The organism is Nonomuraea monospora, assembly GCF_039531895.1.
Taxonomy (GTDB): Bacteria; Actinomycetota; Actinomycetes; order Streptosporangiales; family Streptosporangiaceae; genus Nonomuraea; species Nonomuraea monospora.
Map to the genome: position 1 here is coordinate 21,217 of NZ_BAAAQX010000021.1, position 21,239 is coordinate 42,455.

Sequence of the window (21,239 nt, forward strand, 5' to 3'; positions counted from 1 at the left end):
GTGACGAGCACGCCCCCGCGCCCCGTCAGCGCCACGCGCGCCTGGCCGCCACCCCCACCATGACCACCCCGGCCACCGCCAGCAGCGTGGTGAACAGCCACTCCCCCGAGCCGTCCGGCCCGTACACACGGCTGGCCCGCCCCGTGTCCACCGCCGCGACGGTACGTCCCGCCGCGGTGCTGCCGCGCTCGCTGCCGTACAGCTCGACGTCGTGCCGCACGACCCGCCCGTCGCCGGAGGCGAAGTCCCCCGCCCAGACGCAGGACTCGTGCCCGGGATGCTGGATGCAGCGCAGCTCCCGGGCGGTGAACACGCCGCTCACCCCGTCGGCGCGGGCGGCCTTGATGGTGGGCCCGAGCTCGGGCACGGACCAGAAGAGCAGCAGCAGCCCCAGCCCGGCCAGCGCCACGGTGAAGGCGCTGAGGCGCCGCTTGACCCGCACGTTCAAGGGGCGGCGCAGGTGCAGGTGGCCCCGGCCCGCGCGCGGCGGTGCAGCACCATGGCCACCACCATCGGCGCGAAGACGACGGCGTTGTAGAACAGGTGCAGCTCCATCCGGGGCCAGAGGAGCTGGAGGATGCTCGTCGGGACCGGGCGGCCCATCAGGTAGAGGCCGCTGAGCTTCTGCAGGAGCAGCAGCAGGTGCTCCAGGTGGTGCCAGATCTGGATGCCGAGGGAGATGTTCCACCACGTGCGCGCGCTGCCGGTGAACCCCTTGCGCAGGAGGATGAGGCCGACGAGCATGAGCAGCGCGTAGCCGTAGTGCATCCATTCGGAGGTCACCAGCCACGGGAAGGGCAGGCCGAGCACCCCCCGGGCCTCGGCCAGCGGCCAGCCCCACGCGTAGACCTGTACTGCCTGGACCAGGTGCTCCGCCCAATGAGCCACCACAATGATCATGAAGACCGTGAGCGCGGTCTTGTGGTGGCGGCCGTTGAGCGTCTCGACGCTGATGGCCGTCGTGGTCGTCGCCATTTCTCACCTCGTGTTCCCCTGCGCGATGGACACTTGGGGCCATCGTGACTCCGGTGCAGATCGCGGGCAAGAGGATCTCGATCTTCACTGGGAATCCGCTTGCAAACGACTGAACGATCAGGAGCCGCCTCTGGGCGCTCACCGGTAGGCGGACGCCTGAAGGTCGTACAGGTGGGCGTAGCGGCCGTCGAGGGCGACGAGGTCGGCGTGCGTGCCGCACTCGATGATCCGGCCGCCGTCGAGCACGACGATCAGGTCGGCCATCCTGATGGTGGCGAAGCGGTGCGAGACGAGCAGCGTGATCCCGCCGGTCGCCCGCTGCCACTCGCGGGCCGCCTCGGCGTACCGCTGGTAGACCTCGTACTCGCTGGCGGCGTCCAGCGCGGCGGTCGGCTCGTCGAGGACGGCGAGCAGCGGCGCGGGGCGCATGAACGCCCGCGACAGGGCGATCTTCTGCCACTGGCCGCCGGACAGCTCGACGCCGTCGCCGAGCGCCTTGCCGAGGCGGGTCTCGCCGCCCTCGGGCAGGCGGGCGAAGACCTGGGCGGCGCCGCCCTTCTCGGCGGCCCGCCCGATCTCGCCGATCCTGGGCAGGTCGCCCACGCCGACGGCCTCGCGGGCCAGGAACGGGAAGCGGCTGAAGTCCTGGAACGCCGAGGTCACGCGCTCCCGCCAGGCCTCGGGGCCGAGATCGGCGAGCGGCGTCCCGTCCACCGTGAGGGTGCCGCCGGTCGGCCGGTGGAACCCGCACAGCAGCTTGACCAGCGTGGTCTTGCCGCTGCCGTGGTCGCCGACCAGCGCCACCGTGGCCCCGGCCGGCAGGTGCAGGTCGATGCCGCGCAGCACGGGCGGCCCGCCGTAGGAGAAGTCGACGCCGGTCAGGGTGATGCCGTCGCGGAGCCGGTCGGGCGGGGTACGGACGCCGCTGCCGCTCGCCTCGTACAGGCCGCGCAGCCACAGGTAGTGGCCGGTCATGGTCAGGCCGCGGCCGGTGCGAGTGAGCGCCTCGGTGAGCAGTTCGAGCTGGCCCCTGATCTGGCCGCCGAGCGTGGCCACCAGCAGCAGCGCGCCGGGGCTGACCGTGCCGGACAGCGCGAGGCGGGCGGTCAGGAACAGCGCGCCGAGGAAGGCGGCCACGAAGACGAGCGAGCCGGCCAGGGTGAGGCCGCCCACGGCGAGCGTGGCCCGCCACATGATCGCGGCGCGCTCCTCGCGCAGGCGGCGCGCGAGGCCCGCGGCGTGCGCGCCGGACGCGCCGAGTCTCAGCTCCTTGGCCGAGTTCGCCTCGGTGACCAGCGCGAAGAGGTGCTGTTCCGCCCGGTTGCGCTCGGCGGTCTCCGCTCTGGCCGCCTCTGTCCTGCGCGACGTCGTACGGGTGAGCAGGATGGACGGCACCGCGAACAGCGGCAGCGCGAGCAGCACCGGATGCACCCCGGCCAGCAGCACCGTGGTGATGACCAGCCACAGTCCGCTCTGCGCCACGCTCAGCCCGCTCAGCCCGAAGGTGACGGTACGCGGGCCGAGCCCGCGGATCTGCTCGATGCGGCGCAGCGACTCGGTGTCCTCCAGGTGCGCGGTGGTCGGGATGGTCGCGCACCATCGCATGATCCGCCGGTCCAGCACCGTGCCGACCTCGCTGCCCACCAGCCCGGTCTGCACCTGGACGACGCGGCTGCCCGCCAGCACGAACGCGCCCGCCGTCGCCGCGCACACCGCCCCGGCGACGACCTGCCGCCGGTCGCCGGTGAGCACGCCGTCCACGATCCACTGCAGGCCGAGCGCGGTCAGGGCGGGCGTGATCGCGCCCAGCGGGGTCAGCACGAGCAGCAGCCAGGTGCGGCCCGGCTGGTGGCGCAGACACTCGCCCAGCAGCGTCCGGATCTCACGGAACTTCATGCGCTCTCCTCGGGCTGCCGGGTCTGAAGCGGCCTCATGCGCTCTCCTTGAACTGCCGGGCTTGCAGGTCGAACATCCGCGCGTACTCCCCTCCGGCGGCGAGCAGCTCGCCGTGCGTGCCCTCCTCGGTGATCCGCCCGCCGGACAGCACGACGATCCGGTCCGCCTTGCGCACGGTGGAGAAGCGGTGGGAGATCAGCACGACGGCCGCCTCGCCGCGCACCTCGCGGATCCGGTCGAAGGCCTCCAGCTCGGCCTCGATGTCCAGGTTGGCGGTCGGTTCGTCCAGGACGAGCAGCCGCGCCCCGCACGCCGCCGCCAGCGCCGCCCTGGCCAGCGCGATCTTCTGCCACTGGCCGCCGGACAGGTCGCCACCGCCGTCGTACTTGGGCGAGAGCACCGTCTCCCACCCTCGGGGGAGCCGGTCGATCAGCCCGGTCGCGTCCACGGCGCGGGCCGCCGCCTCGACCTGCTCGCGGGTCGCCTGGGGCGCGGCGATCCTGACGTTGTCGCAGGCGCTCAGCTCGTACCGGTTGAAGTCCTGGTAGACCGCGTACGTCGTGGGTTCGGTGGCCACGGTGCCAGCGCGTGGCGCGTACTGGCCGGTGAGGAGCTTGGCCAGGGTGGTCTTGCCCGCGCCGTTCACGCCCACGACCGCGATCACCTCGCCGGGCCGCAGGGTCAGGGTGACGCCGTTCAGCACGGGTACGTCCCCGTACCCGAAGTGCACGTCCCGCAGCGTGATCTCGCCGCCGCCGCCGCCGTCAGGGCGGGGCGGCGGTCGCAGGCCGGGGGCGAGCGCGCGGACGCGGGTGATCGCCTCCACGGCGGGCGCCGCCACCTCGGCCAGGTCCTCGGTCCGGTCGGACATGGAGATGACGAACATGGCGGAGACCGCGCCGATCGTCGCGGCGACGCGGCCGACCGACACCTCGCCGGAGACGGCCACCGCCACGTAGACGACGGACGCGGTCGCCGCCCAGCCGAGGAAGACCGACAGCTCGCGCCGCAGCAGCGCCACCCGCGCCTCGACGACCCGGCGGGCGGCGTCGGCGATGTTCTCCTCGGCGTGCCGCTCCAGCCAGCCGTTCAGCCCGAAGATCCGCACCTCCTTGGCGTCCCGGCTGTCGGACTGCATCTCCGACCACACCCGGCCGCGCAGGGCGGCCGGCATGGTGCCGCTCACTACGTGGAAGAACGTGCGCCACATGCGCACCCGGTAGCGGCTCAGCAGCAGCGCCACCGCGGCGGTCGCCGGGCCCCACCACCACACCACGGAGGAGAGCACCAGCATCGCCGTGACCAGGCCCGCCATGGTCAGCCTTGCCCTGAACCGGCCCACGGCCGCCGCGCCGACGCCCTCGTCGGTCCAGGTCAGCAGCGGTGAGCGCAGGGTGGTCAGCTCGGTCTGGAGCGCGGCGTCCTCGACCCGGTCGAGGGTGGGCAGGGCGAGCACGCGGGCGGTCAGCTCCTCGCGGACCGCCGCGTCGATCCGGCGTCCCGCCCGCTCGGCCAGCGGGCGGGACGCCGAGCGCAGCACGTTGCCGGTGACCAGCAGGCCGCCGAGCAGCGCGAGCATCGTGCCGATGCCGCCCAGCGCGGCGTCCTTCCTGGCCACTCCCTGGGCCAGCCGGCCCACCAGCTCGCCGGTGACGAGGGCCACCGCGGTGGGCTCGACCAGGAGGAACAGTTCGAGCACGGTCAGGGCCGCCAGGTGCCCCCAGCCGGCCAGAGCGAGAAAGCCGCCTCGGGTGGGTAAGCGCATTCCAAGGACTTTACCGGTCAAGATCGATCAGCTGTAGACGCCGAACTCCCAGAGCGAGTAGCCGTAGGCGGTGCCGCGCTGGGTGAGGTTCAGCCGGACATGGCGGGCGGAGGTGTTCAGGTCGATCTCGTCGAAGCCGCCGTCGCCGCTGGTGGTGGCGTGGACGGTGGTCCAGTCCGTGCCGTTGAGCGAGGTCTGCACCTGGTACGCCCTGGCGTACGCCGACTCCCAGCCGAGCTGGACGTGCTTGATCGCGGTCGGCTGCCCGAGGTCCACCCGAAGCCACTGCGGGTCGGCCCACTCGCTGGCCCACCGGGTGGTGAAGCTGCCGTCGGTGGCCCGGTCGGGCGTGAACGGGCCGCCGTCGCCGGTCGCCTGCGAGGTGGAGGCGGTGGCCGGTTTGCCGCGCGCCACGTTGGCGCCCGCCACGACCGGCGGCACCACGCGGAACGAGCGCTGCTCGATGCCGACGTTGCCGTGGCCGTCGTAGGCGTAGACGTACACCTTCCACACGCCGAGGCCCTGCGGCGCCGTCACCGCGAACGTGCCGGGCCCGGTCTGGGTGAACGTGGCGTGCGACAGGCCGCGGTTGCCGGTGATGTGCTTGTCGCCCTGCATGACGTTGTACCGGATCAGGTCGCCGTCGCGGTCGGTGGCGGCCACCGCGACGTCGAACGCCAAGCCCGCCGGGACGGCGGTGCGCGACGCCACCGTCATGGAGGTGATCTCCGGGGGCGTGTTCGGGGAGTCCTGCCCGGTGTAGGCCTTCCTGAGCGCGTGGTAGCCGTGCCTGCGCCAGCCTCCCGGCGTGGTGTTGAGCCAGACGCCGCCGAAGTCGTTCTCCAGGCCGTAGTGGAACTCGGTGGCGCCGAGCGCGACGCCCGTGTGGCCGTGCACGGCGTTCCAGCTCGCCGTGTACATGTCCCGTTTGGCCAGGTCGCCCGGCTCGTCGGGGACGCCGTTGACGTCGTCCGGCACCTCCCACTCGCCGTCGGGGCCAGCCTCGGTGACGATGTACGGCTTGGTGTACCCGCCGTTGACCCAGTCGTTCCTGACGGTGTCGATGGCGCCGTAGGAGTTGACGGCGAGCAGGTCGAGCGCGGGGGCGTGGGCCTGGTAGTAGGTCCAGGCGTGCGTGTAGGCGTCGGTGGAGGTGACCGGGTGGTTCGGGTCGGCGGCGTGCACCGCCCGCGCCACCTCGTCGACGAACTTGGCGTACGCCACCCGCCGCTGCTCCACCACCTCGGCGGGCAGCCCGTGGTCCTGCATGGTGAGGATGACCTCATTGCCGATATCCCACATGAGCACGCCCTGCCGGTTCTTCAGCGCATTCACGCGGGCCACGATCTCGTTCTTCACGCTGGTCTTGTACGCGCTGTCGTTCACGTAGTCGGCGCCCTGGTTGAGCCAGTGGCCCACGATGACCTTGATCCCGTGCCTGGCGGCGGTGTCGAGCAGCGCCGGCGTGTGGGTGTCGTCCACGCCCCAGATCCGGATGGTGTTGACGCCCATGGCCGCCAGGTCGCGCAGGTACCCGTCGGCCGCGGCCTGCGGCGGCCCGTACGTCAGACCCTTGACCTCGAACGGCGCGCCGTTGACCGCCAGCCGCCAGTTGCCCTGCGTGCCCGCCACCCGCACGACGCTCGGCCCGGCCGGGACGGGCGGGTCGGTCATGGCGGCCGGGACGGCGCCCGCCTGCCGGGAGACCCTGACCCAGTCCACACTCAGCGCGCCGCCCGACGTGGTGCCGGCGACGGGGGTGGTGAGCCCGGCGACGGCGTTCGGCAGGGAGCCGCCGATGGCCAGGTCGAGGCGGAGGTAGAAGCCGTGGTGCACGGCGGCCTGCCAGGCGGCGACGCCGACCTGGCTCTCGCGCACCACCCAGGTCTGCCTGCCGTCGAGGTAGAAGCGGATCTCCTCGTCGGTCCTGGTGCGGTCGATGATCTGGGTGTACTCGTGGTAGCCGCTCTGGCAGCCGGCGCAGGTGGCCAGGCCGCTGCTTCGCCCGTCGTACTCGTTGCACACGCCGCCGGGGGCGGTGCCGCAGTGCAGGGTGGCGGAGTACTGGTCGCGGCCGTTGACGGCGGTCATGATGTCGCTCTCGCCGACGCCCGGCCAGTTGGTGTGGTCGCCGCGGTAGGCGGCGCCGGTGGCGCGGAAGCCCGGCCAATAGCCGAGGGGGTTGGCAACGCCGGGCTGCTTGAGCCTGGCGCTGAAGCGCAGCAACTCGCCGGGTCTCGGCTCGAAGTCGGCGCGCTGGGTCTCGACGCGGGCGGACGTCCAGTTGCCCGCGCCGTCCTTGATCGCCTTGATGGTGAGGTGGCCCTCGCCGTCCAGGGAGAGGTTCGCGGTGGCCGCGGTCATGGTCTCGACCTCGCCGGTGCCCCAGTTCGCCGGGCCGCCGGGGTAGGAGGTGCCGGTGCGCGGGATCCAGTTCGCGGACGACGGGGAGGCGCCTGCCGGGCCGGTGAAGTCGTCGGACGCTCCCACAGGGAGTAGCCGTAGCCGGTGGCGCGGGCGGTGCCGTACATGCGGACGTACCGGGCGGTCGCGGTGAGGTCGACGGTCTGGGTGCCGCCGGTGCCGGTGGTGGTGGCGTAGGCGTCGGTCCAGGTGGCCGCGTCGTTGGAGGTCTGGATCCTGAAGGATCTGGCGTACGCGGCCTCCCAGTCGAGCACGACGCGGGTGACGGCGGCGGGGGCGCCGAGGTCGACCTGGAGCCATTGGGGGTCGCTGAACGAGCTGGACCAGCGGGTGCCGGTGCGGTCGCCGTCCACGGCCGCGGCGGCGCTCCACGCGGCCCCCTCGGACGAGGAGGCCGTCGCGGGCCTGCCCTGCGAGAGCAGGACGTCCGCCGCCCGGGCGGGGGCGGCGGGCGTCAGACCGGACAGGACCAGGCCCGCCAGCGCGACGGCGACCGCGACCGCGCTTCGCCTGAGCCTGCCTGAGCTGCGAGTTGGATGCACGACCTCTCCTAGATACCGGAACGAACAGGGAGAGCGCTCTCCGACACCTGAGAGTCCTCCGGTCGCCTGGCCGCGTCAAGACCCATCTCCTCACCGGCCCGAAACGCGGTGCTCATGCGCGCGAAACAGAATCGCCCCGTGCTCTTGACAGGCGCTCGGCGGACGGGTCAACCTCGGAGAGCGCTCTCCGACTGTCCCCCCGCGAAGGAGAGGTCCCTCATGCACCCGTCCAGAAGACCCCTGTGGCCGGTCGTCATCGCGCTGGCCGCCGTACTGGCGGCCTGCGTCGCCGCCGTCTCACCCGCGTTCGCCGCCGACGCGCTGATCTCCGAGGGCCGGCCCGCGACGGCCTCGTCCACCGAGGGCGGCGGCCACAGCGCGGGCGCCGCCTTCGACGGCACCCGCACCACCCGCTGGTCCAGCGCCGCCGCCGACCCGCAGTGGCTGCAGGTCGACCTCGGCGCCTCCGCGACCATCTCCCGCGTCGTGCTCGAATGGGAGGCCGCGTACGGCAGAGCGTTCAAGATCCAGACCTCGGCCGACGCGGCCACCTGGACCGACGTCTACTCCACCACCACCGGCGCCGGCGGCGTCCAGAGCCTCGACGTGCGCGGCACCGGCCGCTACGTCCGCATGTACGGCACCGCCCGCGCCACCGGCTACGGCTACTCGCTGTGGGAGTTCCAGGTCTACGGCACCGGCGGCTCCACCACCACCCCGCGCCCCCGGCCGACCTTCACCGACGAGGTGACGCACCACGAGTTCCAGGCCAACTGCTCGGTGACGGCGAACCGGCCCGATGACCCGATCGTCTACCCGGGCCTGCCTGGCGCCTCCCACCTGCACACCTTCATCGGCAACCGGACCACGAACGCGCACAGCACCACCGCCTCGCTCCTGGCCGGCGGCACCTCGTGCACCAACCCGCACGACAGGTCCGCCTACTGGTTCCCGAGCTTCTACAAGGGTGACCGGCTCGTCGAGCCGACCGGCAACCAGGTCGTCTACTACAAGTCGGGCATCCTGGAGTACTGGCGGGTGCAGCCGTTCCCGCAGGGCCTGCGCTTCGTCGTGGGCAGCCCGAACGCGACGCTGGAGCAGTTCCGCGACTCCCCCGGCGCCGTCGAGGGCTTCGAGTGCGGCGATCTGTCCAGGAGCTGGGACATCCCGGCCTCGTGCGTGGCGGGCTCCCAGGTCAACGTCCGCTATCAGGCGCCGAGCTGCTGGGACGGCGTGCGCCTCGACAGCGCCGACCACAAGAGCCACATGTCCTACCCGAATGGCGGCTACTGCCCGGCGAGTCACCCGGTGGCGGTGCCGATGCTGGAGTTCAAGATCGCCTTCCCGGCGGACGGCGACCTGTCACAGGCGCGGCTGTCCAGCGGCCGGGGCTACTCCTGGCACTACGACTTCTTCAACGCCTGGGACGACCCCGCCGTCCTGGACGCGCTGGTGACCCACTGCATCAACGGCGGGCTCCAGTGCGATCCGCGCGGCTACGACCTGTACAAACCGCATCGCGGCGCCGCGCTCACACCGGACTTCCAGCTTCCCCGTCCCTGATCGGAGAGCGCTCTCCAGCCGGTGTGCTATAAAGACGCCATGAGGCAAGATCCCCCGCCGCCGTCCCCCACCCTGGAGGACGTCGCCAGGGCGGCGGGGGTGTCCAGGGCCACCGTCTCCCGGGTCGTCAACGGCGTCCGCAACGTCGACTCCGCCATCCAGGAGGCGGTCCGGCAGGCCATCACCGCCACCGGGTACGTGCCCAACCGCGCCGCCCGCTCGCTCGTCACCCGCCGCACCGGCAGCGTCGCCCTGGTCGTCTCCGGCGCGGGCGACGAGGGCGCCGGGGCCTTAGGGGGAGGCGGCGGGAGCGGTTTCTTTCCCGTCCAGGTGTTCACCGATCCGTTCTTCGGCCGGGTCGTCGGCGGCATCGTCGGCTTCCTGCGCCCGCGCGGCCTCCACCCCGTCCTCATGTTCGCCGAGACCCCGGAGACCCGCGCCCAGGTGCTCACCGCGCTGCGGCAGGGCGACGCCGACGGGGCCGTCCTGGTCTCCACCCACGCCGAGGACCCGCTGCCCCGGCTCCTCGCCGAGGCGAAACTCCCCGCCGTGCTCTTCGCCAGGCCCGCCGACCCCGTGCCCATCAGCTACGTGGACGTCGACCACCGGGCCGGCGCCAAGCTCGCCGCCGACCACCTCGTCGCCCGTGGCAGCAAGCACGTCGTGACGATCTCCGGCCCCCTGGACGTGCCCGCCAGCCAGGCCCGCCTGGCCGGCTTCCGCGACGCCATGGCCGCGCACGGCCACCCGTTCGTGCCGTGCGCCGAGGGCGGCTTCACCTACCACAGCGGTGAGCAGGCCATGGAACGCCTGCTCGCCGAGCACCCCGGCCTCGACGGCGTCTTCGTGGCCAACGACCTGATGGCGCAGGGCGCCCTGCTCGTGCTGCGGCACCACGGCCGCGCGGTGCCCGGGGACGTGGCCGTGGTGGGCTTCGACGACAGCAGCGCGGCCACCGCGTGCCGGCCGCCGCTCACGACCGTGCGGCATCCCGTGGAGGACATGGCGGCCGAGATGGCCCGGCTGCTGCTGGAGCACATCGAGCAGCCCGGCCACCGGCCCACCTCGATCATCTTCGACCCCACCCTGGTGATCCGCGACTCCTCGTGACCGCCGCCCGGCCCCCTCGCGCTCCGCGACTCCTCGTAACCGCCGCCCGGCCCCCTCGCGCTCCGCGACTCCTCGTGACCGCCGCCCGGCCCCCTCGCGCTCCGCGACTCCTCGTAACCGCCGCCCGGCCCCCTCGCGCTCCGCGACGGCCGCGTGGCCCGCGATGCGTCGCGTCGGCCGCCCGATCACCTGCGGGCGGCCGTCTCCCCCGCGCCGACGCGGCGGAGACGGGCGAGGGCGAGCCAGCCGAGCGCCATCGCGGCCACCCCCACCACCAGCGCGATGTACCCCCCGACGATGCCGTAACCGGTGCCGGGCCCGCCCTCGGCCGCGACCACCACCAGGCCACCGCCCACCGCACCGGCCAGCCCCGCCACCAGCGCCGCGACCGCGCCCGTCCGCCAGGGACGACGCGAGGCGCGAACCAGGGCCAGCGCGCCGGCCACCACGCCGGCCACCCCGACCAGCGCCGCCACCAGGGACCACAGCCGCCCGGAGGTGAGGTCGTAGGCACCCGCAGGGGCGTGGACACCGGCGACCGCCGCATCGAGCACGAACAGGACCGACATGCGCTGCTCCCTTGTTCTCCGACTGGACGTGACCCCGATGATGTCCGCCACCCCGCCCGCACGTCGTCCAGCACAGGCCGACATTTCGCCCTGCCGCACACGCGGCAGCCCGCTACCACGCCCGCCGCAGGAACAGCCCGAATACCGCGCCCGCGGTAGCGGGCCGATCGTCCCCCCGCAGGAGTCGCCAACCTCCGCATCCGGCTAGGGTGCGCGCATGAGTGCGGGACGGTCCCTGGCGCGGGCCGATGTCATCGACTGGGCGATCGCCGTCTGCGTGGCGGCGGCGCTGCTGGTCACCGGCCTGTCAGAAGGGGCCGCCACGACGGGCTCCGGCCTGCTCGGCCCCGTGCTGCTGGCGGCCGGCGGGCTGGCGCTCGCCGCCCGGCGGCGGCTCCCGATCGTCGTGCTGGCCGTCACGGGGCTGTGCGCGGTCGGTTACCAGGCGGCGGGGTTCGACGTGCCCGCGGTCGCGTACCTGTTCGCCGTCTACGCCGCCGTACGGGCAGGACATCGCGTGGCCACCGTGGTGGCGAGCGTGGCCGTGCTGGCCGCGCTGCCCCTGGCGGCCATGGCGTCGGGCCTGCACGACACGGGAGAGGCGTTCGCCCAGGCCAGGGGCGCGCTGGAGCTGGCCTGGCTGGTGGCGGCCGGCGCGGCGGGCGAGGCGCTGCGGCAGGCCGAGCGGCGGGCGGAGGAGGCCGAGCGCACGCGCGAGGAGACCGCGCGGCGCCGCGCCGACGAGGAGCGGCTGCGCATCGCGCGCGAGCTGCACGACTCGCTCACCCACCAGATCTCGATCATCAAGGTGCAGGCCGAGGTGGCCGTGCACGTGGCGCGCAGGCGCGGCGAGCAGGTCCCTGAGGCGCTGCTGGCCATCCAGCAGGCAGGGCGCGAGGCGACGCGGGAGCTGCGCGCGACCCTGGAGGCGCTGCGCGAGGACGACACGAGCCCGCCGCGCGGCCTCGACCACGTGGCCGAGCTGGTGGAACGCGCCCGCGCGACCGGCCTGGACGCGACGCTGACCATCGAGGGGCAGCGGGACTCGGTGCCCGCCGCGGTGAGCAGGACCGTGTACCGGATCGTCCAGGAGTCGCTCACGAACGTCGCCAGGCACGCCGCCGCCGCGTCCGTGTCGGTGCGGATCGACTGCCGTCCGGGCGTCCTGGCCATTCGTGTGGACGACGACGGCAAGGCGAGCCCGGACGCCGCCCCGGTGCCGGGCGTCGGGCTGACCGGGATGCGCGAACGGGTCACCGCCCTCGGCGGCCGGCTACGCGCGGAGCCGCGCGACGAGGGCGGCTTCACCGTCCAGGCCGAACTGCCGGTCGGCGGTGCGTCATGAACCGCGCCCTGCCGGTGGACGACCAAGTCATAGGCCGCGCCCTGCGAGTGGACGACCAAGTCATGAGCCGCGCCCTGCGAGTGGACGGCCAGTCGTGATCCGTGTCCTGCTGGTGGACGACCAGCCGCTGCTGCGTAGCGGGTTCCGTGCGCTGCTCGACCTGGAGGACGACATCGAGGTGGTGGCCGAGGCGGGCGACGGCCTGGAGGGGCTGGCCCTGGCCAGGCTGCACCTGCCCGACATCGCGCTGATCGACGTCCAGATGCCGGTGGTGGACGGCATCGAGGCCACCCGCCGCATCGCCGCCGACCCGGCCCTGTCCGGCGTGCGCGTCGTCATCCTGACCAACTACGGCTTCGACGAGTACGTCTTCGAGGCGCTGCGGGCCGGCGCGGCCGGGTTCCTGGTCAAGGACATCGTCCCCGAGGACCTGCTGCACGCCGTCCGGGTGGCCGCCCGCGGCGACGCGCTGCTCGCCCCGTCCATCACCCGCAAGCTCATCGACAGGTACGTCTCCCAGCCGCCGGGCACCGGCACCGGCAGGGGCTTGGAGGAGCTGACCAACCGGGAGCGCGAGGCGGTGGCGCTGGTCGCTCGCGGCCTGTCCAACGACGAGATCGCCGACCACATGGTGATCAGCCCGCTGACCGCGAAGACCCACGTCAACCGGGCGATGACCAAGCTGCACGCCCGGGACCGCGCCCAGCTCGTCATCGCGGCCTACGAATCGGGGCTGGTGGCCCCGGGAGGCTCCTGAGATACATCAAATGGGTTTGATGTATTATCGGGGCATGGTGAGTTCGCTCGCGACCACCCCGGCGTTCCTCCGGCTGGCCGCCCACCCGCTGCGGTGGCGGCTGCTGAGCGAGCTGGCCATGAGCGACTACCGCGTCCGCGAGCTGGTGGAGCTGGCCGGCGAGCCGCAGAACCTCGTCTCCTACCACCTGCGGCTGCTGCGCGACGGCGGGCTGGTCACGTCCAGGCGCAGCACGTTCGACGCCCGCGACACCTACTACCACCTCGACCTGGAACGCTGCGCGCACGCCCTGGCCACCACCGGCGCCGCCCTGCACCCCGCCCTGCGCCTCACCTCACCCACTCCCCCACCCCAGGCGATCCCGCTCTCCACGTCTCCCCACCCGGCGTCCTCGCACCTTGCGTCCCCAGAGCCCGCGCCCGGGCAGCCCGTGTGGTCGCAGCCCGTGTCCTCGCAGCCCGCGCCCGGGCAGCTCGCGTCCCCACAGGTCGCGCCCGGGCAGCTCGCGTCCCCGCACCCCGCGCCCGGGCGGCCCGCGCTTCCCCAGGCGCCCGCGCGCCGGGCGCGCGTCCTGTTCGCCTGTACGGGGAACAGCGCCCGCTCCCCCATCGCCGAGGCCCTGCTGCGCCACCGCGCCGGCGGCCACGTCGAGACGGCCAGCGCGGGCAGCCATCCCCGCGACCGGCTGCACCCCGGCGCCGTGACCGTCCTGCGCGAGCACTTCGGCCTCGACGTGCGCGACCGGCGCCCCAGACACCTCGACACCGTGTCCGGCCACCGCTTCGACTACGTGATCAGCCTGTGCGACAAGGTCCGCGAGGTCTTCCCCGACTTCCCCGGCCGCCCCCTCCGGCTCCACTGGAGCATCCCCGACCCGGCTTCGGCGGACGCCGCCGGCCTGGTCCGCACCGCTGAGGAGATCGACAGCCGCATCCACTACCTGCTGCCCGTCCTGACCTCACAGGAGGCCCCGCCATGACCGCATCCGACCAGTACGCAGGCGTGCGTTACCTCGTCGACGACGTGGCCGCCGCCGTCGCCTTCTACACCACCCACCTGGGCTTCACCGTACGTATGGACGCCGCGCCCGCCTTCGCCGACGTCGTACGCGGGCCGCTGCGCCTGCTCCTGTCGGGCCCCACCAGCTCCGGCGCCCGCGCGACGCCCGCCGGGACCAGCGCGGGCCGCAACCGCATCCACCTCATCGTGGACGACCTGGACGCCGAGATCGACCGCCTGCGCGGCGCCGGGCTGTCCTTCCTCGGCGACGCGATCTCGGGGCCGGGCGGCCGTCAGATCCTGCTCACGGACCCGGCGGGCAACCTCGTCGAGCTGTTCCAGCCCGCCCGCGTCCCCGTCACGGCCTGAGAGTCGCCGTGGGCCCGCCCTGAGAGACGGCGTGAAAGGAAATTTGGCCCACCACATACGCGCCCGTGCCCAAAACCGCGCATCGTCGCAGTACGGGGGCCTGATCGCCGATCATGTGAAGAACTGAGGCCTCAAGCGCGATTGGATCACCCCGAGGGTGGGAATCCCATCACGGTACCAAGCGTTAGACACCGTGGGAGACAGACCCCCCACGCAAGGGGGCCCTGTAGGAGGCATTTAATCATGGGCGAGCGCGCGCTTCGTGGCACCCGGCTCGGGGCAACCAGCTACGAGAACGACCGTAACACGGATCTGGCCCCGCGCCAGGAGGTGTCCTACACCTGTCCTAAGGGCCATCGCTTCGAGGTTCCGCTTGCTGCCGAGGCTGAGATCCCCGCGACTTGGGAGTGCCGCATGTGCGGCGCGACCGCAGTGCGGGTGGACGGCGAGCAGCCGGAGTCCAAGAAGACCAAGCCCCCACGGACACATTGGGACATGCTTCTGGAGCGGCGGTCCATCGAAGACCTTGAGGAGGTGCTCAACGAGCGGCTCGCGGTTTTGCGGGCCCAGCGTCGTAAGAGCGCTTAGCCTCCTCTCACGGTGAGACCCCCGGGCCATGGCCCGGGGGTTCTTCATTGTGCGGACGTTTTCTGGACGCTAGCTGACCAGCGGCTGGGTGGCCGACTCCTTCAGCCGGGCGTTGGCCCAGCGGAGCTGCCGCAGCGTCTGCGGGTGGCAGCGTTCGGCGAGCTCCAGCAGGTCGGCCCGCCTGGCGCCCTGGGCCGCCTGGGCGAGCAGCTCCCAGTCGAGGGAGACGCCCGACGCGACCCGGTAGAGGTGCCGGAGGTCGGCCAGCAGCACCAGCCCAGGGCCCGGGTCGGGGCCGAGCCAGGCGCCCGCCCGCTCCAGGTCCTCCTCCACCGCGCCGGGGTCGGCGGGCGGCTCCGGGTCGAGGTCGAGGCCGTGGTCGCGGGCCGCTTCCGCCAGGTCGCGCAGATGGTCGTGGCACCAGCCGGCCAGGTCACGGGCGACGTGGTAGGTCTCGTGGTCGGCCTTGTGCCGGTCGGACAGACGCAGCAGGACCTCGGCCAGCTCGCCCTCCGACCGGTGCAGCTCCCGCAGGACCAGATCGAACTTCATCGCACGCCCCCTCCGACCGCAGGACCGGACGCAGGACCGGACGCAGGACCGGACGCGGAGCCAGACGCGAGGCCGGACGCAGAGCCGGACGCGCGACCGGACGCGGGGCTGGACGCGGAGCCGAGTGACGTGGTGGAGCGGGCCGCCGTACCGCCCGTCGTGGCCGGCACTCCCTGCGCGACCGGCCGGGCGGCGGCGGTCGTCGGGGCGGCGGACGGCCGGTCACCGCGCTCCACCAGGGTGACCCGCGCCGCCGCCGTCTTGAAGATCGGCTGCTTGGACGCCGGATCCCAGTCCGTGATCGTCAGCTCGTTCGCCGCCGTGGCAGCCCCGTCACCAGGCTCACGCCCGCCGGACGCGTCCCAGTAGCCGTAGTGGAACGGCAGGAAGACCACCCCGTCCCGCATGCCGGTCACCCGCACCCGGGCCCGCACCCGCCCCCGAGGGGTCGCGATCTCCACCAGATCCCCCTCCGCGAGCCCGAGCGCCCCCGAGTCCCCCGGCGACATCTCGGCCCACACCTCGGGCGCCGCCTCCTGGAGCTGGGGCGCCCGGGCGGTCTTCGTCCTGGTGTGGAAGTGGTAGACGGTCCGGCCGGTGATGAGCCAGAAGGGGAACTCACCGCCGGGCTCCTCGTGCGGCGGGACGTACTCGGCGGCCTTGATGACGGCCTTGCCGTCCGGGTTGAGCGCCCGGTACTCGGTCTGCGACAGCGGCGCCCCGGTGACCAGGTCGCGCCCGTAGTCCTCGCACAGGTCGGGCGCGCTGAGGAAGCGGCCGTCCGCGTAGAGCCGCTCGGTGCCGCCGGGACGGGCGTCGTCGCAGGGCCACTGGATGCCGCCGGAGCCGCGCAGCCGCTCGTACGACAGGCCGGTGTAGTCGCACGGCCGGCCGCGCGAGCACTCCTTCCAGCCCTCGAACGCGCCCTCCGCGTCGCTCCACTTCACCAGCGGCGCCCCGTCCTGGTCGGTCAGCTCCATGCGGCGCGCGAAGTCGAGGAAGATGTCGAGGTCCGGGCGGGCCTCGCCGGGCGGCTCCACCGCCTTGTCCGACAGGTGGACGGTGCGGTCGGCGTTGGTGAACGTGCCGGTCTTCTCGCCCCACGTGGCCGCCGGGAGCACCACGTCGGCGAGCTGGGCGGTCTCGCTGAGGAAGACGTCCTGAACGACGAGGAACAGGCCCTCCCGCGCCAGGATCGACCTGACGCGGGACAGCTCGGGCAGCGACACGGCGGGGTTGGTGCCGATCACGTACAGGAACCGGATCGACCCCTCCTCGGCGTAGCGGAACATCTGCATCGCGTGCGTGGGCGGCGAGTAGTGCGGGATGTCGAGGGGCTCGACGTTCCACACCCGGGCCAGGTCGCGTACGTGCGCGTCGTTCGACCAGTTGCGGAAGCCGGGCAGGTCGCCGTCGGCGCCGCACTCGCGGGTGTTCTGCGCGGTGGGCTGGCCGTTCATCTGCAGGACGCCGCAGCCGGGGCGGCCGAGCATGCCGCGTACCAGGTGCACGTTGTTGACCTGGACGGCGGCGGCGGTGGCCTGGTGCGACTGGTAGAAGCCCTGCAGCACGGTGGACAGCAGCCGCCCGGCGGTGCCGATGAGGCGGGCGGCCTCGCGCAGGTCCGCCACGGGCACGTCGCAGATCCTGGCGGCCTCCTCGGCGGGGAAGTCGTGCACCCGCTTGCGCAGCTCCTCGAAGCCGACGGTGTGCTCGCCGAGGTAGCGCTCGTCGATCCAGCCGTTCTCGATGATCTCGTGGAGCAGGCCGTTCATCAGGGCCAGGTTGGTGCCCGGCCGGTTGGCCAGGTGGACGGCGGCGGCGCGGGCCACCTCGGTCTCGCGGGGGTCCACGCAGATCAGCGCGGGCGGGTTCGGTCCGGCGAGCCGGTCGAGGATCCGGCTCCACAACACGGTCTGCGTCTCGGCCACGTTGTGGCCGTACAGGGCGATGACGTCGGCGTGGTCCACGTCGGTGTAGGAGCCGGGCTGCCCGTCGCAGCCGAACGACTCCTTCAGCGCCGCGGCGGCCGTCGCCGTGCACAGGCGGGTGTTGCCGTCCACGTGGTTGGTGCCGAGGCCGCCGTGCGCGATCAGGGCGAGGGTGTAGTACTCCTCCAGGAAGAGCTGGCCGGTGGTGTAGAAGCCGAGCGCGCTGGGCCCTGCTCGTCCAGCAGCCGCCGGGCGGCGCCGGTGACGCGCCGCATCGCGGTGTCCCAGCTCGCCTCCACCAGGCGGCCGTGCTCGCGGACGAGGGGGCGGCGCAGCCGGTCGGGCGCGTTGGCGGCCTGCCAGCCGTACAGGTCCTTGGGGCCCAGCCGGCCGTGGTTCACGCGGTCGTCCGCGCGGCCCCGCACCCCGGCGATGCGGCCGTCCTTGACCGCGATGTCCATGCCGTCGCCGTTGCTGTGCAGCAGGCTCGCGCTCTGCACCCAGCGGTCCACGTCCCGCTCGCTCAGGCCGGGCTCCAGGAAGGCGTCCACGCGTACGGGCCAGGGTTCGCCCGGTCCGTACGGTGTGCGCTCCCCCCACGGCTCGGCGATCCTGTCCGCGTACGGCATGCGTCCTCCCCGGGGTAGTCGGATGGGAGACGCATGCCCGTGAACACCGGGCCCATACGTGGCCGGCTCAGGAGTCGCGGTCCTCGCGGATGACCTCGCCGTGCACCACCCGGCCGCCGCCACCCTGCGGCGCGCCCGTCCCGGCGCCGGGGAAGCCGGAGGACGGCGGGAACAGGTTCGCGTACGGCGAGGAGGCGGCCAGCTTCTTGATCCGGCGCTCGAAGAACCACGAGCCCAGCCGCCGCATCATCGGCCGGGTGAACGGGATCAGGCACAGGAAGCCGAACACGTCCGTGAAAAAGCCGGGCGTCAGCAGCAGCGTGCCGCCCACCAGGATGATGCCGCCGTCGGCCAGCTCCTTGTCGGGCATGCGGCCCGACTCCAGCGCCGTCCGCAGCGCCTTCCAGGCGCGGCGGCCCTCACGGCGCACCAGCCAGGCGCCCAGGAGGCTGTCGGCGATGAGCAGGGCGACGGTCGCGGGCCCGCCGATCACCGACCCGACCTGGATGAGCAGCCAGATCTCCAGGACGGGCACGACCAGGAAGGCCAGGAAGAGCAGGAGCCGCATCGTTTCCTCGATTCGCACACGCGCGTTACAGCAGGAACAACGCTGGGGGGCCGCCGGGCGTTCCATGACGGGCGCCGAATCAGGGATGTCCCGGAGGAGCCCCCTAGTCGCGGGCGGGGCCCTTGAGCCGCTTGGGCAGCCCGGTCACGCCCCACATGCCGATCCGCCACAGCGCCTCGGACATGACCTTGCCGCTCATCTTGCTCTTGCCGACCGTACGCTCCACGAACGTGATCGGCACCTCCACCACCCGCAGCCCGTGCCTGGACGTGCGCAGCGTCAGATCGACCTGGAAGCAGTAGCCCTGCGACTCCACCCCGGACAGGCCGACCTTCTCCAGCGTGGCGGCCCGGTAGGCGCGGAAACCGGCGGTCGCGTCGCGGACCGGGAGGCCGAGCATGACGCGGGTGTAGATGTTGGCGCCCTTCGACAGCAGCTCGCGCCGCTGCGGCCAGTTGACGACCTTGCCGCCCTGCACGTAGCGCGAGCCGATGGCCAGGTCGGCGCCGTCGGCCAGCGCCGCCAGCAGCTTCGGCAGCTCCTCGGGCTGGTGGGAGCCGTCGGCGTCCATCTCGACCAGGACGTCGTACCCCTCCTCCAGGCCCCAGCGGAACCCGGCGATGTAGGCCGCGCCGAGCCCCTGCTTTCCAGGCCTGTGCAGGACGTGCACGTGGTCGTCGTCGGCGGCGAGACCGTCGGCGACCTCCCCGGTGCCGTCGGGGCTGTTGTCGTCGGCCACCAGGACGTGGGCGTCAGGGACGGAGGTTCGCAACCGCTCGACGATCGCCGGCAGGTTGTCGCGCTCGTTGTAGGTCGGTACGACGACGAGCACCCTGCCGAGAGTCTCCATCATCCGTCGTTCCTCATCCGATCGCTCATCGATCGCCTCGCCGCCTGCCACGCCACGCGGCGACTGCGGCCGCCGCGGCTCCCATCAACATCAATGCCCATTCGGGAAGCGCGCCCACCTTGGTGGCAAGCGTTTCCTTCGTGCGGACGGGCACCGCGACCACGTTCATGTCGGCGACACGCTCGCGGGTCTGCCAGGAGACCTTACCGTCAGGTGTGACATATGCCGAGATCCCGGTGGTCGCGGCGGTCACAACGGCTCTGTTGTGCTCGACGGCCCGCAACTGGGACATGGCGAGCTGCTGCGGCGGCAGGTTGGACAGGGCGTAGGAGGCGTTGTTGGTCTGCACGACGATCGGGGTGCCACCGGCGCGCACCGTCTCGCGCACCGTATCGTCGTAGGCGACCTCGTAGCAGTTGACCGCGCCGATCGTGACCGGCCCCAGCTTCAGGTCGCCCGGCTCGTCGCCGGGCACCGACTGCCTGCCGACCAGGCTGGCCCGCTCCCACAGCGCCAGCACCAGGTCCTCGAACGGGGTGTACTCCCCGAACGGCACCAGCCGCTGCTTGTCGTAGTAGGCGCCGGGCCCTGTCACCGGGTCCCAGACGAGGCTGCGGGTGGCGCGGTGCTCGTCGCCGATCGCCACCACGGCTCCCACCAGGGTGGGCACGCCGACGTCCCGCACGGAGTCCTGGATGATCTGGCGGGCGTACTCGTCGCGGTAGGGGTCGATGTCGGTGGAGTTCTCCGGCAGGACGACCAGGTCGGGCTTGGGGAGCTTGCCGTCGCGTACGGCCTGGGCCAGGCGCTTGGTCTCGTTGGCGTGGTTGCGGAGCACGACTGCGGGCTCGTCGCCGAGGGCGTACATGCCCTCGCCGGGGACGTTGCCCTGGACGATGCCGACGTTGACGGTACGGCCCTCGTCGCCCGGCCTGGGCACGGCCAGGCCCAGCAGCGGCACGACCAGAGCCAGGGCCAGGGGGGCGGCGTGCCGTACGAGCACGTCACGGCCGGGCCCGGTGCTTGCTGTTCCCTTGCGTCTGCCGAGGGCCGCTTGGGCCAGCAGCGCGGCGCACAGGGCGACGGCGAACGACACCAGCGGGACGCCGCCCAGCGCGGCGTACGGGGTGAACAGCGACTCACCCTGGCTGAAGGCGGCCCGCGCCCACGGGAACCCGCCGATCGGCACCAGGCTGCGGGCCCACTCCATGAGCACCCACAACCCGCCGAACCACAGCGGCCAGGCGGGCAGCCTGAACACCAGCGCGGCCAGGGCGGCCAGCGCGGCGTAGAACAGGCTCTCGACGCCGACCAGCATGAACCAGACGTCGTCGCCGATGCTGCGCACCCAGGCCAGCGCCGGCAGCAGGAACGCCACGGCGGCCAGGTAGCCGATCCAGGCGGCCCTCCTCGGCCTGACGCCGTGGATCGAGACCACGATCAGGGCGATGCCCAGGGGGGCGCACAGCCACCAGCTCAGGGGCGGGAACGCGGCGAACAGCGCCACCCCGCCGACGACGGCCGCCCCGACCCTGCCCAGCAGCCTCCACCGGGGCTCCGGCCCGGCGACCGCCGCACCTCGCCCGGCCACCTGCCCGGCTTCGGGCCCAGGCTCGCTCACGGCGGCAGACGCGGCCCCAGGCTCGGGCTCTGTCACGGCGGCAGGCTCCGTCACGGCGGCAGCCTCGCGCTCGCCCTCGTCCGTGGCGCCAGTCGCGGCCTCAGGCGCGAGCGGCGCACCGTCACCAGGCGACGCCGGCGCATCCGCGCGCCCGGGATCGCCCCCGGCCGCCGGTAGGCCCGTTCT

Annotated in this window: 20 protein-coding genes; 7 read left to right on the top strand and 13 right to left on the bottom strand. The window is 73.0% G+C overall.

The window, feature by feature from the left end; translation table 11 throughout:
* Nucleotides 1–25: 25 nt before the first annotated feature.
* The 6 genes from ABD331_RS34230 to ABD331_RS34255 form a co-directional block, all read right to left on the bottom strand.
* Nucleotides 26–442 (bottom strand): hypothetical protein, encoded by a 417-nt coding sequence (locus tag ABD331_RS34230; RefSeq protein WP_344484051.1) that lies wholly within the window; start codon nt 440–442, stop codon nt 26–28.
* A gap of 2 nt (nt 443–444) precedes the next feature.
* Nucleotides 445–975 (bottom strand): hypothetical protein, encoded by a 531-nt coding sequence (locus ABD331_RS34235; RefSeq protein ID WP_344484054.1) that lies wholly within the window; start codon nt 973–975, stop codon nt 445–447.
* A gap of 138 nt (nt 976–1,113) precedes the next feature.
* On the bottom strand, nt 1,114–2,871 hold the full coding sequence (locus ABD331_RS34240; protein WP_344484057.1) for an ABC transporter ATP-binding protein: 1,758 nt from the start codon (nt 2,869–2,871) through the stop codon (nt 1,114–1,116).
* A gap of 34 nt (nt 2,872–2,905) precedes the next feature.
* Nucleotides 2,906–4,636 carry an ATP-binding cassette domain-containing protein gene (locus ABD331_RS34245; RefSeq protein ID WP_344484060.1) on the bottom strand — a complete coding sequence of 577 codons (1,731 nt, stop codon included), beginning with the start codon at nt 4,634–4,636 and terminating at the stop codon, nt 2,906–2,908.
* A gap of 27 nt (nt 4,637–4,663) precedes the next feature.
* The gene (locus tag ABD331_RS34250; protein WP_344484551.1) at nt 4,664–7,000 is read right to left on the bottom strand and encodes a discoidin domain-containing protein; all 2,337 of its coding nucleotides are present in this window, start codon (nt 6,998–7,000) and stop codon (nt 4,664–4,666) included.
* Nucleotides 6,997–7,602 (bottom strand): discoidin domain-containing protein, encoded by a 606-nt coding sequence (locus ABD331_RS34255; protein ID WP_344484063.1) that lies wholly within the window; start codon nt 7,600–7,602, stop codon nt 6,997–6,999. Before ABD331_RS34255 ends, ABD331_RS34250 begins: the two co-directional genes overlap by 4 nt.
* A gap of 219 nt (nt 7,603–7,821) precedes the next feature.
* Here ABD331_RS34255 and ABD331_RS34260 point away from each other — a divergent pair, with 219 nt between their 5' ends.
* Nucleotides 7,822–9,165 (top strand): DUF1996 domain-containing protein, encoded by a 1,344-nt coding sequence (locus tag ABD331_RS34260; protein ID WP_344484066.1) that lies wholly within the window; start codon nt 7,822–7,824, stop codon nt 9,163–9,165.
* A 39-nt stretch (nt 9,166–9,204) separates the two neighbouring features.
* A complete protein-coding gene (locus ABD331_RS34265; RefSeq protein WP_344484069.1) occupies nt 9,205–10,275 on the top strand; it encodes a LacI family DNA-binding transcriptional regulator in 1,071 nt (356 codons plus the stop codon).
* Nucleotides 10,276–10,460: 185 nt separating this feature from the next.
* Here ABD331_RS34265 and ABD331_RS34270 read toward each other — a convergent pair whose 3' ends face one another.
* Nucleotides 10,461–10,844: a DUF6223 family protein gene (locus tag ABD331_RS34270; protein ID WP_344484072.1), complete on the bottom strand. Its 384-nt coding sequence runs from the start codon at nt 10,842–10,844 to the stop codon at nt 10,461–10,463.
* A gap of 217 nt (nt 10,845–11,061) precedes the next feature.
* Here ABD331_RS34270 and ABD331_RS34275 point away from each other — a divergent pair, with 217 nt between their 5' ends.
* From ABD331_RS34275 to ABD331_RS34295, 5 genes are all read left to right on the top strand, one after another.
* Nucleotides 11,062–12,189 (top strand): sensor histidine kinase, encoded by a 1,128-nt coding sequence (locus ABD331_RS34275; protein ID WP_344484075.1) that lies wholly within the window; start codon nt 11,062–11,064, stop codon nt 12,187–12,189.
* 94 nt (nt 12,190–12,283) lie between these two features.
* Nucleotides 12,284–12,946 carry a response regulator gene (locus ABD331_RS34280; protein ID WP_344484078.1) on the top strand — a complete coding sequence of 221 codons (663 nt, stop codon included), beginning with the start codon at nt 12,284–12,286 and terminating at the stop codon, nt 12,944–12,946.
* A 34-nt stretch (nt 12,947–12,980) separates the two neighbouring features.
* Nucleotides 12,981–13,925, top strand: coding sequence for an arsenate reductase/protein-tyrosine-phosphatase family protein (locus ABD331_RS34285; protein WP_344484081.1), 945 nt, complete (start codon nt 12,981–12,983; stop codon nt 13,923–13,925).
* Complete coding sequence (locus ABD331_RS34290) at nt 13,922–14,314, top strand: VOC family protein (protein ID WP_344484084.1); 393 nt, start codon at nt 13,922–13,924, stop codon at nt 14,312–14,314. The genes ABD331_RS34285 and ABD331_RS34290 overlap by 4 nt, the downstream gene beginning before the upstream one ends.
* Nucleotides 14,315–14,557: 243 nt before the next feature.
* Nucleotides 14,558–14,902, top strand: coding sequence for an RNA polymerase-binding protein RbpA (locus ABD331_RS34295; protein ID WP_043625492.1), 345 nt, complete (start codon nt 14,558–14,560; stop codon nt 14,900–14,902).
* 69 nt (nt 14,903–14,971) lie between these two features.
* Here ABD331_RS34295 and ABD331_RS34300 read toward each other — a convergent pair whose 3' ends face one another.
* The 6 genes from ABD331_RS34300 to lnt all read right to left on the bottom strand — a co-directional run bounded on the left by ABD331_RS34300 (nt 14,972) and on the right by lnt (nt 21,089).
* Entirely contained in the window at nt 14,972–15,454 is a 483-nt protein-coding gene (locus ABD331_RS34300) for a hypothetical protein (RefSeq protein ID WP_344484104.1), read from the bottom strand.
* Entirely contained in the window at nt 15,451–17,574 is a 2,124-nt protein-coding gene (locus ABD331_RS34305) for a molybdopterin oxidoreductase family protein (protein ID WP_344484554.1), read from the bottom strand. Before ABD331_RS34305 ends, ABD331_RS34300 begins: the two co-directional genes overlap by 4 nt.
* On the bottom strand, nt 17,547–18,014 hold the full coding sequence (locus ABD331_RS34310) for a molybdopterin-dependent oxidoreductase (RefSeq protein ID WP_344484569.1): 468 nt from the start codon (nt 18,012–18,014) through the stop codon (nt 17,547–17,549). Before ABD331_RS34310 ends, ABD331_RS34305 begins: the two co-directional genes overlap by 28 nt.
* A 67-nt stretch (nt 18,015–18,081) precedes the next feature.
* A complete protein-coding gene (locus ABD331_RS34315; protein ID WP_344484107.1) occupies nt 18,082–18,582 on the bottom strand; it encodes an FxsA family protein in 501 nt (166 codons plus the stop codon).
* Between the two features lie 103 nt (nt 18,583–18,685).
* Entirely contained in the window at nt 18,686–19,435 is a 750-nt protein-coding gene (locus ABD331_RS34320) for a polyprenol monophosphomannose synthase (RefSeq protein WP_344484110.1), read from the bottom strand.
* A gap of 22 nt (nt 19,436–19,457) precedes the next feature.
* Nucleotides 19,458–21,089, bottom strand: coding sequence for an apolipoprotein N-acyltransferase (gene lnt / locus ABD331_RS34325; RefSeq protein WP_344484113.1), 1,632 nt, complete (start codon nt 21,087–21,089; stop codon nt 19,458–19,460).
* Nucleotides 21,090–21,239: the final 150 nt, after the last annotated feature.

What these genes read in the sequence shown, in the direction of transcription:
- ABD331_RS34235 (WP_344484054.1), bottom strand. Translation starts at nt 975, where the DNA reads ATGGCGACGACCACGACGGCCATCAGCGTCGAGACGCTCAACGGCCGC.
- ABD331_RS34240 (WP_344484057.1), bottom strand. Translation starts at nt 2,871, where the DNA reads ATGAAGTTCCGTGAGATCCGGACGCTGCTGGGCGAGTGTCTGCGCCAC.
- ABD331_RS34245 (WP_344484060.1), bottom strand. Translation starts at nt 4,636, where the DNA reads ATGCGCTTACCCACCCGAGGCGGCTTTCTCGCTCTGGCCGGCTGGGGG.
- ABD331_RS34250 (WP_344484551.1), bottom strand. Translation starts at nt 7,000, where the DNA reads ATGACCGCGGCCACCGCGAACCTCTCCCTGGACGGCGAGGGCCACCTC.
- ABD331_RS34260 (WP_344484066.1), top strand. Translation starts at nt 7,822, where the DNA reads ATGCACCCGTCCAGAAGACCCCTGTGGCCGGTCGTCATCGCGCTGGCC.
- ABD331_RS34265 (WP_344484069.1), top strand. Translation starts at nt 9,205, where the DNA reads ATGAGGCAAGATCCCCCGCCGCCGTCCCCCACCCTGGAGGACGTCGCC.
- ABD331_RS34270 (WP_344484072.1), bottom strand. Translation starts at nt 10,844, where the DNA reads ATGTCGGTCCTGTTCGTGCTCGATGCGGCGGTCGCCGGTGTCCACGCC.
- ABD331_RS34275 (WP_344484075.1), top strand. Translation starts at nt 11,062, where the DNA reads ATGAGTGCGGGACGGTCCCTGGCGCGGGCCGATGTCATCGACTGGGCG.
- ABD331_RS34285 (WP_344484081.1), top strand. Translation starts at nt 12,981, where the DNA reads ATGGTGAGTTCGCTCGCGACCACCCCGGCGTTCCTCCGGCTGGCCGCC.
- ABD331_RS34290 (WP_344484084.1), top strand. Translation starts at nt 13,922, where the DNA reads ATGACCGCATCCGACCAGTACGCAGGCGTGCGTTACCTCGTCGACGAC.
- ABD331_RS34295 (WP_043625492.1), top strand. Translation starts at nt 14,558, where the DNA reads ATGGGCGAGCGCGCGCTTCGTGGCACCCGGCTCGGGGCAACCAGCTAC.
- ABD331_RS34300 (WP_344484104.1), bottom strand. Translation starts at nt 15,454, where the DNA reads ATGAAGTTCGATCTGGTCCTGCGGGAGCTGCACCGGTCGGAGGGCGAG.
- ABD331_RS34310 (WP_344484569.1), bottom strand. Translation starts at nt 18,014, where the DNA reads ATGCCGTACGCGGACAGGATCGCCGAGCCGTGGGGGGAGCGCACACCG.
- ABD331_RS34315 (WP_344484107.1), bottom strand. Translation starts at nt 18,582, where the DNA reads ATGCGGCTCCTGCTCTTCCTGGCCTTCCTGGTCGTGCCCGTCCTGGAG.
- ABD331_RS34320 (WP_344484110.1), bottom strand. Translation starts at nt 19,435, where the DNA reads ATGATGGAGACTCTCGGCAGGGTGCTCGTCGTCGTACCGACCTACAAC.